9 protein-coding genes and 1 pseudogene are annotated in these 12323 nt (G+C 72.4%); 1 reads left to right on the top strand and 9 read right to left on the bottom strand.

Features of this window, described 5'->3' with window-relative positions:
• The first annotated feature begins 430 nt into the window (after positions 1 to 430).
• Positions 431 to 1792, top strand: coding sequence for a helix-turn-helix domain-containing protein (locus ACWD5F_RS21825; protein ID WP_401727650.1), 1362 nt, complete (start codon positions 431 to 433; stop codon positions 1790 to 1792).
• 322 nt (positions 1793 to 2114) lie between these two features.
• Here the strand turns inward: ACWD5F_RS21825 and ACWD5F_RS21830 are convergent, their stop codons facing one another.
• The 9 genes and pseudogenes from ACWD5F_RS21830 to ACWD5F_RS21870 all read right to left on the bottom strand — a co-directional run bounded on the left by ACWD5F_RS21830 (position 2115) and on the right by ACWD5F_RS21870 (position 12266).
• Positions 2115 to 2756 (bottom strand): DJ-1/PfpI family protein, encoded by a 642-nt coding sequence (locus tag ACWD5F_RS21830; RefSeq protein WP_124002658.1) that lies wholly within the window; start codon positions 2754 to 2756, stop codon positions 2115 to 2117.
• A 2-nt stretch (positions 2757 to 2758) separates the two neighbouring features.
• Positions 2759 to 4438, bottom strand: a complete 1680-nt coding sequence (locus tag ACWD5F_RS21835; protein WP_451256444.1) for a thiamine pyrophosphate-binding protein — start codon at positions 4436 to 4438, stop codon at positions 2759 to 2761.
• A gap of 29 nt (positions 4439 to 4467) precedes the next feature.
• Positions 4468 to 5307, bottom strand: coding sequence for a type 1 glutamine amidotransferase domain-containing protein (locus tag ACWD5F_RS21840; RefSeq protein ID WP_451256771.1), 840 nt, complete (start codon positions 5305 to 5307; stop codon positions 4468 to 4470).
• A gap of 288 nt (positions 5308 to 5595) precedes the next feature.
• A pseudogene (locus tag ACWD5F_RS21845) lies at positions 5596 to 7026 on the bottom strand (MFS transporter); the annotation flags it as partial.
• A 247-nt stretch (positions 7027 to 7273) separates the two neighbouring features.
• Entirely contained in the window at positions 7274 to 8935 is a 1662-nt protein-coding gene (gene mdlC, locus ACWD5F_RS21850; protein WP_451256446.1) for a benzoylformate decarboxylase, read from the bottom strand.
• Positions 8932 to 10341 (bottom strand): FAD-binding oxidoreductase, encoded by a 1410-nt coding sequence (locus ACWD5F_RS21855; protein ID WP_451256448.1) that lies wholly within the window; start codon positions 10339 to 10341, stop codon positions 8932 to 8934. Before ACWD5F_RS21855 ends, mdlC begins: the two co-directional genes overlap by 4 nt.
• A 42-nt stretch (positions 10342 to 10383) precedes the next feature.
• Positions 10384 to 10680 carry an antibiotic biosynthesis monooxygenase family protein gene (locus ACWD5F_RS21860; protein WP_401727643.1) on the bottom strand — a complete coding sequence of 99 codons (297 nt, stop codon included), beginning with the start codon at positions 10678 to 10680 and terminating at the stop codon, positions 10384 to 10386.
• A 22-nt stretch (positions 10681 to 10702) separates the two neighbouring features.
• Positions 10703 to 11215 carry a cupin domain-containing protein gene (locus tag ACWD5F_RS21865; protein ID WP_451256450.1) on the bottom strand — a complete coding sequence of 171 codons (513 nt, stop codon included), beginning with the start codon at positions 11213 to 11215 and terminating at the stop codon, positions 10703 to 10705.
• Between the two features lie 100 nt (positions 11216 to 11315).
• Positions 11316 to 12266: an NADP-dependent oxidoreductase gene (locus ACWD5F_RS21870; protein WP_451256452.1), complete on the bottom strand. Its 951-nt coding sequence runs from the start codon at positions 12264 to 12266 to the stop codon at positions 11316 to 11318.
• Between the last annotated feature and the right edge of the window lie 57 nt (positions 12267 to 12323).

Here is a 12323-nt window from a genome sequence, read left to right on the forward strand (position 1 = left end):
GCCGTCCCGCTTCGACCCGACGGCCTCAGCAGCAGCCGTTCGGACCGTTCTGCATGGACTGCTTGACCGGTTCCTTCGACGGCTCACCTGCCGTGACATAGAGACCGGAGGCGGCGAGGCCGGCAACCAGGAGCATTGCCACAAGCAATATGACGTGTTTCGGAATCACTTTTCTCTCCTCTCCCGCTTTCTTTTCTTTACAACGACAGTCAAGCGTGAATTACAGATCAAGTCAAGAGCGGTTTTACAAAGAAACGACAGGCAGAACCGGAATTTCCATTTCCTCTCCGCTACCGAAAGGTCATCCGCTGGAACACGGGATTTTGGGCCATCGGCGGGACGAGGTCCGCCCCACCCATTGGCGTGCCTCAGTCATGCTGGTATTGTGATCTATGACATCTCAAGTCATGTGCTCACCCTGGGAAGCCAAATGGATCATGTCGAAGACGTATCTCCGGTCCAGGTGGGCAGGCGCATCCGAGACCTTCGGGTCGAGCTCGGCCTGAAGCAGCAGGATCTGGCCTCCACGGATATCTCCGCGAGCTACATCTCGCTCATCGAATCGGGCAAAAGGGCTCCCTCGGATGCCGTGCTCACCACATTGGCCCGGAAACTCGGCTGTTCCGCGGATCATCTGCGCACCGGCCGCGACGACCACGCCACCGAAGACGCCCGACTCAGGCTCTCTTTCGCCGAAATGGCCTTGCGCAACGGCGACAACGGAGAGGCGCTCCAGGCGTTCGGCGAACTCCTGTCGAAGCCCGGGCTCGTAGACGCGGCGATGCGGCTGCGGGCCCGCATCGGGCAGGCGACCGCGCTGGAGAAGCTGGACCGCGTCGAGGCCGCGATCCCCGTCCTCGAGGATCTCGTCAAGGACCCGTCTCTCGCGGCCGGTTCGGACGAGTGGTGCCGGGTGTCGGTCGCCCTCGGCCGCTGCTACCGGACCATGGGCGACGTCACGCTCAGCATCGAGATCTGCGAGCGGGCGCTCGCGACGCTGGACTCCCTCGGGCTCGACGTCACCGTGGACCACATCCAGGTCGGCTCGACCCTCATCGCGTCGTACCTGATGCGCGGTGACATCACCCGGGCCCATCTGCTCGCCCAGAAGCTGATCCCGGTCGCGGAGGAGCACGGCGGGCGGACCGGCCGGGGCGCGGTGTACTGGAACGCGGGACTGGTCGCCGTCTCCCGCCGGCAGTTGCCCGAGGCGCTGGCGCTGACCGAGCGGGCGCTGGCGATGATGGCCGACGACGACAATCTGCGGCACGTGGCGATGCTCAAGGTCAACGTCGCCTGGCTGGAGCTCCAGTCCGGCAACCCCGACCCGGCCCGCGCCAAGCAGCTGCTGGACGACGCCGGCGAGACCCTCGCGCAGTTCGGCACCGCGGTCGAGCAGGGCCGGTGCGAGATCTGCCTGGTGGACGCCAACATGCAGCTGGGGCGCTGGGACGAGGCCGCCGACCACGCCCGGCGCGCGCTGGGCCTGATGAGTTCGGGTCCACGGGTGGAGGCGGTCGGGGCACGGGTCCGGCTGGCCGAGATCCATCTGCTGCGCGGGGACGCCGACCAAGGGCTTCAGGCCCTGCACGCGGCGACACGTCAGCTGCGGCACTTCACCGCGTCGTACGAGACGGCCCAGGAGTGGCGGCACATCGGCGACGTATGGAAGCGCCAGGGCCGCTCGAAGGAGGCTCTTGAGGCCTACGACCACGCGCTCCAGGCCTCGGGCATGCCGATGACCTACGACCCCGCCCAGTCCCTGGCCCAGGCTCAGGAACGGCACGGCTGACGCGGTCCGCGGCGGGGGCGTCACCGCGACGGCCCCGCGTTCCTGCCCACCGGAACTCATCGACGTACTCCCCCCGTCGCTCTTCCAGGCGTCGCCGCCGCACCCGTGAACTCGGGGTGCGGCGGACGTGTGGTGCGGATGGACGTGGTCCGGTGGGGGGTACTCCCCCGCCGGTGACCCGGTCACGGGTGTCTCCGGCGGAAGGAGGGACGGGCCGCCCGCGAGGAGGGGGGCCGCGGGCCGGGCACCGGGGCGGGGGGAGGAACCGCCGGACTGCGGTGCCCGGTCGCCGGTTCGCGGGCGGCCCGGTGCGGCGGCGCGGTCACGGGAGCGCCGCCGCGGGGGGCTGCCCGGTCAGCCTCGGGGTCGTCCAGGACGAGGCCGGAAGGCCCCGCGGATGGCTGGCGAGCAGCTCGATGATGGTGCGGGCGAACAGGTGGCAGTGCTCGCCGGTGCGCCCGGTGACCAGGTCGTCGTCGACGACCACGTCCTGGTCCACGTAGATCCCGTCCATGTTGCGCAGGTCGCCGAGCAGGTTGTTGTGCACCACCGCGCGCCGGCCGCGCACCAGGCCGGGCACCGGGGCCGCCAGCCACATGCCGTGGCAGATGATCCCCTTGACGATGACCGGGTCGGCGAACGCGCGCCGCAGGAACTGTGCGGCGGGCGGGAGTTGCTTGGGGTCCTCGGTGTAGCGCAGCCGGTCGGCCACGATGCCCGAGGGCACGATGACGGCGCTGAACTCCTTGAGCGCGAACTCGTCGATGTCCTCGAACGATTCGGTGACCGTGAACGGCATCCGGTGCTCGTGCCCGTGGAAGGTGATCCGCTCCGCGCCCCACAGCCGGGTCAGGAAGTGGACCTCCGCGCCCTCCTCCGGGAACCTGCGCTGGTAGTAGAGGATCTCGGGCTCGTAGAAGTCGCTCTCCATCAGTACGGCGATCTTGTGCCCCGACAGACGCACGGCTACTGCCCCTTCCCTCGACCGGTCACCAGATCGATCAGGAACGGGCCGGGGTGCGCCAGCGCGTCGGCCACCGCTCCCGCGACCTGGCTCGGCTTCTCCACCCGCACCGCGGGCACGCCGAGCGACCTCGACAGCGCGCCGAAGTCGATGGCGGGGTGGGAGAGGTCGAAGATCTCCGGCTGCGCGTGGGCGGGGATGTCCTGCTCCCGCCAGTACTGCTCGATGTTGTCCTCAAGGAGCTTGTAGCTGCTGTTGTTGCAGATCACGAGCTTCGCGCCGATGTTGTGCCGGGCCGCCGTCCACAGTGCCTGGAAGGTGTACATGCTGCCGCCGTCGCCGGTGAATCCCACCACCGTGCGGTCGGGATGGGCGAGTTGGGCGCCCAGGGCGCCGGGGATGCCGACGCCGAGGGAGCCGCCGCGGGTCTGGTGCCAGTGCCCTGGCACGGCCGCCGGCAGCGGACCGAAGAGCGCGGGTCCCGCGGTCAGCGACTCGTCGAACAGCACGGCGTCCTCGGGCAGTTGGGCCGCCAGCTCCTCGGCGAAGGCGATGTGCGGCAGGTCCTGCGCGGCAGCGTTGTCCCGCAGGTGGGCCGCCGACTCCGCCCGGACGCGGGCGCGTTCGGCGGCGCCCACGCGCAGCCGCTCGCCCGCCGCCTCGCGCTCCGTGTCGCTCATCCGCTCGTCGAGCGCGCCGGCGAGCAGCGCCAGGGTGCGCTTGGGGTCGGCCGCGAGGCCCAGGTCGACGGGGTGGTTCTTCCCGATGGCGTCGGTGTCCAGGTCGATGTGCACGACCGGGACCCCCTTGCCGAACACCCCCTCCAGGGCCGGGAAGACCTCGGGCAGCGCGTACGTCCCGCACAGCAGGACCGCGTCCGCCGCGCCCGTGACCCGGCGGCTGCTCTCGCCGAACATATGACCCAGCTGGCCGGCATACGCGGGGTGTTCCACGGACAGGTTCACCTCTGCCCAGTCCGCGCCCCACACCTCCGCGCCCCACACCTCGGCCAGCCGGGCCAGCTCCTGCTGGGCCCCGGCGAAGTGGACCCCGTCCCCGGCGATCACGATCGGCCGCCGGGCGCCGGACAGCAGCACGGCGGCGTGGGCGATCTGCTCGGGACGTGGTGCGGAAGCGGTGTCGGGATACACCACCGGCACCGCTTCCTCGCTCGTGTGCCGGTCCATCACGTCGGCGGGCAGCACCACCAGGACCGGGCCGTACGGCGGGGTGCCGGCGACCTTGAAGGCCCGGCGCAGCACCCGCAGTGTGGAGTCGGGGTCGACCACGCGGGTCGCCCACTTGGTGACGGGCCTGGCCATGCCGACCAGGTCCGCGGCCATCTGCGCCTCCATGGCCTCGTAGCGCAGGCCCGCCTCGCCGACCACGACGACCAGCGGGGCGTGGCCCCGCATGGCCTGGTACAGCATGCCGATGCCGTTGCCGAGGCCCACTCCGGAGTGGAGCTGGACGAGGGTCGGCCGGCGGGTGGCCCGGGCGTGGCCGTCGGCCATGCCCACGGCCACGGACTCCTGCAGGGTCAGCACGTACTCGAGGCCCGGGAAGTGGCGCAGTTCGTCCAGGAAGCCCTGCTCGACCGTGCCGGGGTTGCCGAACATGTACGGCACCCCGTCGGCGACCAGTTGCTCCAGGAACGCCGCCCGGGCCGGCCTGCTGTCCATCGTCTCTCCGTCCGTCAGGGGGTGGGCGGTTACGCGGAGGCCTTGAAGCCCCACTGGCGCAGGCCCTGGTCGAGGACCTCGACGGTCTTCTGGCCGGTGAGGTAGGAGTCGGGGGTCGAACGCCCGGTGATGAAGGGGTAGTCGACGATGACGGAGGTGGTCCGGCCGAAGTTGCCGTGGTAGGCGCCGCCGGGTGCGGTGGCGTCGCGCAGGATGTACTCCAGCGGGTACGGCGGCGGGCCCATGTTGAAGTCGGTGCCGACGAATCCGGTGCCGTCCTGCCAGTCGTACTCGATGCAGTGGCCGGTGACGTGCTTGCCGCGGATGATGCTCTCGCGGTCGCGCTGGTCACGGGCGAAGGCGAGGCAGGTGACGCCGTAGCACTCGGCGGCGATCGGGCGGTCCAGGTAGTAGAAGGCGAGGATCAGGTCGTGCACCCGCCAGTTGTTGGCGAGGTCGACGATCGGGCCGCTGCCGCCGACGACGAGCAGCGCGTCGTAGCGGTCGGCGACCTGCTCCTGGACCTTCTCCAGGCGGGTGTTGTACGACTCGTACTCGCGCAGGAAGTACGGCTTGGAGCGGTAGGGGCGCTCGGGGAGCCAGGACGACAGGTCGAGCGGGTTGTCGAGGCGGTCGGAGGCCTCGACGGCCTTGACCTTGGCCGCCATCTCCGGGGTGGTGACGGAGCGGCCGAGCGGCGGGTCGACGAAGTCGGGGTCGTAGCTCGGCGGCAGGGCCACCGGCCGCTTGCCGGTCGGGGTGGCGAAGGTGAGGTGGTAGCCGGCCTTGTCGAAGGTCTCCAGGGGGCCGATGAGTTCCTCGCCCCAGTAGCCGTACTCGGACAGGACGACAAGGATGCGCCTGCTCATGGGGGTTCCTCTCGTTCGGCGTTCAATTCGGACAAGCGAACTGCCGAACTCCTGTCTAGTTTTATGGGTTTGATCCCTACCAGGCGGGAGGGGTGCGGGTGCCACACAGGTCGAAGTGGCAGACCGCACTACGGCAACTCGCCGTACCACGCGGCTGGTTGTCCAGCGCCGGGCGCACACCGCGAGCGCGCACGTCATCAGGGCGCACAGGACGGCCGCGAGGAGGAAGACGTCGGGCGCGCGCCCCTCGCGCAGCCGGGGCGCCGCCAGGGCCACGCCCAGGCCGCCCGCGAGTACCCCTGAGGTGGCGAACAGCGAGGCGGCGGTGGCCCGTCGGCCGGACGGCAGCAGCCGGGGCAGCCAGGTCTGCAAGGTGGTGTGCAGCAGCGTCCAGGACAGCCCGAGGAGCACCGCACTGCCGGTGAGCACGACGGGGGTGGTCCGCGCGGCGGCGGCGAGAGCGGCGGCGACACCGAGCACCCCGCCCGTGGTGACCAGCACGACGGGCGTACGACGGCCGGCGGCCCGGCGCAGCAGCACGCTGCCGCCGAGCACGCTGGCCCCGTAGGCCACGGCGACCGCGGTGCCTCCTGCCGCCCCGGACCCGCGGACCGCGAGGGCGGGCGCCAGCAGGGAGGGCAGGGTGAGCAGTACGGCGCCTTCGGCTGCGCCGACGAGCAGGATCAGGAAGAGGGTGAGGGGGGCGCGAGAGTGAGCCGGCCGGGCGCTGGGCGGGGCCTCGGGGGGAGCGCCGGGTGTGCCGGTGAACGGGCCGGAAGTCGCGGTCGGCACCGGAGAGTCGGGGCCGCGCGGACCCTTCGGGAAGCGGACGGGGAGGGGCTGCCCGGGATCCTCTCGCGGTCGGGCGCGAGTGCCCTGCCGGGCGCCTGACACCGGCGCGGCCCGGGCGGGCGGGATCGTCCCGACGGGCGAGGTGGCCCGGGTGTGCCGGCCGGTCCTGTCACGCCGGCCGTCCCGGCCGAGCCGTCTGCTTCGGCCATGCGGCCCCCCTGGCTCTCGCAGGCCGTGCAGGCCGTCCCGGCCGTCCAGGCCCGCTGACTCGCTCAGGCCGTCCCGGGCGTCGAAGCGGCCTGCCGGAAAGGGCAGTTGGGGGAGGTTCCTGGTGGACAGGGCCACCGCGGCGCACAGGACCGCGATCGTGAGGAAGACCAGGCGCCAGGAAGCCAGGGCCTCGGTGGCGTCGGCGTAGAGGGGAGCCGCGACGGCGCTGCCGGCGGACAGGGCCATGACGTCGGCGAAGCGGCGCTGTCTGGATTCGGCGGGGCCGCCGGCCTCGTGGCAGTACAGGGCGACGGCCGGGGTCACCGCGGCGAAGGCCGCGCCGGCGGCGGTGCGCAGCACCAGCCATTCGGTGCCCGTGCGGCACAGCGCGCCGCCGGCCGACGCGAGCGCCGCCAGGGCGAGGCCGGTGCGCAGGGTCCGGGCGGGGCCGTACCGGTCGGCGGCCCGGCCCCAGAACGGCAGCGCGAGCCCGTGGCCCAGGGAGTACGCGCCGACGGCCGTGGTCACCGTGTCGATCCCGGTGCCCAGTGCGGCGGTGAGCGCCACCAGCAGGGGCGCGGTGATGTGCCAGTCCGCGTTGGCCACCGCCGCGGCCCAGCGCAGACTGCCGGGACATCGGTCGGTGCCGTCGGCGACGGTGCCGGGTGCGGGCCGGCGCGGACGCGGTGAGGCGTCCGGCGGCGGGGTTGCGGGCATGACGAGGTGTCCCTCCACGGCGGAGCGGGGTGGGCTGGGTCGTGTCCGCGAACTCCCGTCGTCCGCCCGGAGGGGGCGGGTCGCGCGGCGTCCGGTGGGAGCGTGCCGGGCGTCGCGCGGCTGGGGGTACCCCCTCTGGGGAAGGGACTTCGCGGACACATCCCGGTGCGTGGGAGGGGCGGCTCCTACGGCAGGACGCCTCCCGCTCAGGCGGGAGGCGTCCACGTACCAGAAGTGCGGGCCCGGCTCAGAGGCGGAACAGGCCCGGGTCGGCGACCACGACGTCCAGCAGGACCGGTCCTTCGGCCGTCAGCGCGTCGTGGAGGGCCTCGCGCAGCCCCTCCGGGCTCTCGACCCGCTCGCCGCGGACACCGAAGCCACGGGCCAGCTGGGCCATGTCGACGCCGCTGAGGTCATAGCCCTTCTGCCAGGACTTCTGGTCCTGGAGGTAGTACTTCAGGGACAGGTACCCGGCGTTGTCGGGGATCACGAAGGTGACCGGCAACTGGTGCTGGGCCGCGGTCCACAGGGCGTGCAGGGTGTACTGCGCGGAGCCCTCGCCGACCACGACGACGGTCCGCCGGTCGGGCTGGGCCAGCGCGAAGCCGACCGCGCCCGCGAACGGGAAGCCGAGGGCGCCGCTGGCCGTGGCGAAGTAGCCGTTGTCGGCGCCGAGCGGGATCTGCTCGTGGAAGTCGGCGCGGGCGATGGGCAGTTCCTCGAACAGCGCCGCGTCGGAGGGGAGTTCCTGGGACAGGACGTGGAACAGGTACGCCTGGCTGAGCGGTGTCGAGGGCTCCGGCACCGGCACCGGCTCGCGCACCGGCGTCAGTTCGACGCGCTCGCGCTGCTCGACCAGCGGGACCAGGGCCTTGACGACGGCCCCGGGCGGGGCGACGTAGCTGGTGTTGGCCAGGGTCGCGGCGGCCGCCTGCGGGTTGTCGGTGACGTGCAGGAAGCGTACGTCCGAAGTGAGCGTCGGACGCGGGGTCTTGTCCAGGTCCGCGGGCGCGGTCGAGAACAGGTCCCACGCCGTGAACAGGGTGAACGCCGGGCCGCCGAGGACCACGACCACGTCGTGCTGGGCGGACAGCCGTTCGTTGATCAGTTCCGGGATGGGCGGCAGCACACCCGCGAACAGGGGGTGGTCCTCCGGGAACGCGCCGCGGTTCCACACCGGGGCGCCCCACACGCGGGCGTTCAACTTCTCGGCCAGCGCGATCAGTTCGGGGCGGGCGCCCTGCGCGTCCACCGGGCCGCCGGCCACGATGCCGGGCCGCTCCGCGCCGTCGAGCGCCGCGGCGATCTCCGCGAGGGCCGCGGGGTCCGGTACGACCGCGCTGTTGACCTGCGCGATACGCACCGGCTCCGGGTCGGCCGGGCGTACCCAGTCGTCCTCGGGCACGGCCACGAACACCGGTCCCTGCGGGGCCTGTTTGGCGATCTGGTAGGCCTGCGCGATCAGCGCGGGAACGTCCTGCGGGCGGCCGGGCTCGCCGGCCCACTTGATGTACGGCTTGGGCAGCTGGGTGGCGTCCTTGGCGACCAGGAAGGGGTCGCCGAGGAGCATCTTGCGGGCCTGCTGCCCGCCGAGTATGACCAGCGGCGTGTTCGCCGACGCGGCCGTGTAGATGCTGCCCATGGCGTTGCCGACGCCGGGGCCGCCGTTGATGAGCACGAGCGCGGGTTCGCCGGTGCCCTGCGCGTAGCCGTCGGCCATGCCGACCACGGAGGCTTCCTGAAGGCCCATGACGAAGCGGAACTCGTCCTCGGGCCAGTACTCGAACAGCTTCATCTCGGTGTGGCTCGGGTTGCTGAACACAGTGGTCAGGCCCAGCTCGCGCAGTACGTCCAGCGTCGCGTCCCGTACCGTCCGCGTCCCCTCGGGGACGCTCGACTCTTCGGTCACGGTGATCCTTCTCCTGGGTTGAGGGCGGTCGGTTCCAGCGCGGCGACCGCGCTGAAGACGTGGTCCGGGTCGTAGCGCTCCTTGATGTCGAGCAGTCGGCCGACGTGCGGGCCGAAGCCGTCCAGGGTGCGCCGGTGTTCGTGCGGGCCGAGCAGGTTGGGGTAGCCGCCGGGCAGCGCGTACGGGTCGAGCTGCTGCTCCAGTTCGCGCGCCCAGGCCCGGTGCTTCTCCCCCGTATCCCCCGGCCGGTCCGAGGGCTCCCAGGTCGCCGCGACCTCCACGAGCAGGTGGTCCCGGCGCAGGGCGAAGGCGGTGTCCGCCACGGGCACCTTGCTCGCGGCGCCGTGGAACTGGTGCACGAAGATCCCGGAGTACGGCGAGGTGATCCGGGCCGCCGCGTCGATCAGCAGCTCGCTCGTCTCCTCGCTGGGGCCTTCGAGCCAGCGGGTGCCCACCTCGTTGTGCCGGCCGTCGACGACGACCTGGTCGAAGGTGGACAGCACGCTCGCGTACTCGGTGGGCAGCACCTGGCCGACGACCGGTTTCCCGATGCCGTCGAACAGGTCCATGACCGTGCGGCCCAGCTCCGGCGAGCCGCAGCACACCGGCAGCAGGAACAGCAGCGGCCGGCCTTCGGGACCGCAGAAGAACCCGGCCATCACGGTCAGCGCGTCCGGGGCGTCGGCGACCAGCTCGCGGTAGCGGGCCAGTACGGCGGACGCCTGGTCCAGCGGATACAGCAGCAGGCCCGCGAAGACCGTGCTGACGGGGTGCAGCCGGTAGCGCAGCGCGGTGACGACACCGAAGTTGCCGCCGCCACCGCGCAACGCCCAGAAGAGATCGCTCAGTTCCTCGCCGCTCGCCGTGACGGCGCGGCCGTCGGCGAGCACGACCCGTGCCTCGACGAGGCTGTCGAGGGCGAGCCCGTGCTCCCCGGCGAGCAGGCCGTAGCCGCCGCCCAGGGTGAGCCCCGCCATGCCGACCGCCTTGACCGTGCCGGTGACCGGGGCGAGCCCGAAGGCACGGGTCCGCTCGATGAAGTCGCCTGCCTTGGTGCCGCCCCCGATCCACGCGGTGCGGGCGGCGAGGTCGACCTCGACCGAGCGCATCGCGCTCAGGTCGATGAGCAGGCCGCCGTCGCGCAGGGCCCGGCCGGCCCAGTCGTGTCCGCCGGCCCGTACCGACGGGCGCAGGCCGTGCCGGCGCGCGATCTCGATCGCGCGCACCACGTCCTGCTCGTCGGCGCACCGCGCCACGACGGCGGGGCGTGCCCGGACGGCGCCGTTCCAGACCGTGTACGCCTCCTCGAAGCCGCGGTCGCCGGGGGCCAGGACGCGGCCCCGCAGCGTGGCCCGAAGCGCGCGCACGGCGGCCGTCGGTGTGTCCGATGTCGTCGGTGATGCCATGGGCCCACCGCACCTCCTCGCGTCCGCCGCAGGGCGTGTGGGTCAGTGGGGTACGAGCTCGTAGCGGCCCGACTGCACCGTCGAGACGTCGACGGCGCCGAGGAAGCCCTGGGTCTCGGGGGCGCCGAAGAACTGGCCGATGGTGGCCTCGGCCGCCTCGACGGTCTCCCAGTGCACGGTGACGAGGTACTCGCCGTCCGCGGAGCGCGCGGTCGTCCGGGACACGAAGCCCGGGCGCTTGGCCATGTACTCGTCCTCGACCGTGCGGTTGAGGACCTGGAAGTCGGCGTCCTCGACGCCCTCGCGCAGATGGAACCGGATGGTCTCCACGGTGCTCATGTCGTCACGCCTCCCAGCGCGGTCACGGTGCGAGCTTGAGGTTGTACTTGGGCGCGACCTCGACGATCCGCCGCCGGTCCGCGTCGCTGAACGGGGCCGGGGCCTCGCCCTTGCGCGCGGGGACGCCGAGCTCGTTGAAGAAGCCCTCCATGCCGGCGGTGGTGAAGAAGAAGATCAGCCGGGCCACGTGCAGGCCTACGTTGCGGAACCGGTGCCGGGTGCCGCGCGGGACGTAGACGAAGGAGCCCTCCTCGGCGATGAACGTGGTGGTGCCGTTGAGGAACTCGATCTCGCCGCCGAGGATGATGAAGCCCTCGTCGGCGTGCGGGTGGATGTGCGGGGGCGGGCCGCTGCCGGGGGGCACGGAGGCCTCGGCGAGGGTCAGCACGCCGTTGGTGTTCTCGGCGGTCGCCTTGAAGGTGTAGATGGCGTCGCCGAACCAGATGGTCGGGCCGGAGCCCGCCGGGTGGTGGATGACGTTGCCCTGCGGGTACTGCGTCGAGGGCGCGGTCGCGCTCTCGGTGTCGGTGCTCATCACGATCTCCGATCTCGCTTCGGGTCTCGCTTCGGGGTTGGCGGAACTGCCGGCACCTCCCGCGGGGCCCGGGGCGCGCGGGGCGCCCCGGGTGCGGGAGTCAGCCGACGTCGAGGACGATCCGGCCGCGTACGTGGCCCGTCTCGCCGATGCGGTGCGCCTCGGCCGCGCCGTCGAGGGGCAGCGCCTGCTGGATGCCGATCCGCAGCCGCCCCTCGGCGAGCAGCGGGGCGACCCGGTCCAGGGCGGTGCCGTCGGGGGCGACATAGGTGTAGGCGGCGCGGACGCCGTGTCTGCGCAGGAGCGGGGTGTGGTCGGGGCGTTCGCCCTTGAGGGTGACGATGAGGCCGCCGGGCCGCAGTGTGGCCAGGAGTTGCTCGAAGTCGGGGCCGCCGCGCGTGTCGATGACCACGTCGACGTCCTTGACCAGGTCCTCGACCCGCTCCTTGGTGTAGTCGACGACGTGGCTGGCGCCGAGTGAGGTGACGAAGTCGTGGTTGTGCGCCGAGGCGGTGGCGCTGACCTCGGCGCCCGCCAGCGCCGCCAGTTGAACGGCGACGTGGCCGACCCCGCCGGCGCCGCCGTGCACCAGGACGCGTCGGCCCTCGGTGATGTCGGCGTGCAGGTGCACCGATTCCCAGGCGGTCAGGGCGGGCATGGCCGCGCCGGCCGCGGTGCGGTCGTCGAGGCCGTCGGGGATCTCGGCCAGGTCGTCGGCCGCGGCGGCCACGTACTCGGCGTAGCCGCCGGCCAGGCGCGGGAAGCCGACCGTGCCGAACACCCGGTCGCCGACGGCGAACCGGCCGGTCCCGGGCCCTGTCTCGACGACCGTGCCGGCGATGTCCCAGCCGAGGACGGCGGGGAAGCGCGCGACGCGGACGGCGTGACCGGCCCGGCTGAGCCAGTCGATGGCGTTGACGCCCGCGGCACGGACCCGGACGAGCACCTCGCCGTCGCCCGGCTCGGGCCGCGGCACCCGCGCGACGCGGAGTACCTCGGGCGGCCCGTAGGCGTCGATGACGGCGGCGTGCATGGTGGGGGAATCGGTCACTGTCCGTGCCTTTCGAAGTGGTGCTGTGTCACTGCCGGTCGGCGGCGATTCAACCGC

The organism is Streptomyces sp. NPDC002499 (assembly GCF_053595415.1).

Coding starts and splice junctions, on each gene's coding strand:
- ACWD5F_RS21825 (WP_401727650.1), top strand. CDS start 431: ATGGATCATGTCGAAGACGTATCTCCGGTCCAGGTGGGCAGGCGCATC.
- ACWD5F_RS21860 (WP_401727643.1), bottom strand. CDS start 10,680: ATGAGCACCGTGGAGACCATCCGGTTCCATCTGCGCGAGGGCGTCGAG.
- ACWD5F_RS21855 (WP_451256448.1), bottom strand. CDS start 10,341: ATGGCATCACCGACGACATCGGACACACCGACGGCCGCCGTGCGCGCG.
- ACWD5F_RS21835 (WP_451256444.1), bottom strand. CDS start 4,438: ATGGACAGCAGGCCGGCCCGGGCGGCGTTCCTGGAGCAACTGGTCGCC.
- ACWD5F_RS21840 (WP_451256771.1), bottom strand. CDS start 5,307: ATGAGCAGGCGCATCCTTGTCGTCCTGTCCGAGTACGGCTACTGGGGC.
- ACWD5F_RS21865 (WP_451256450.1), bottom strand. CDS start 11,215: ATGAGCACCGACACCGAGAGCGCGACCGCGCCCTCGACGCAGTACCCG.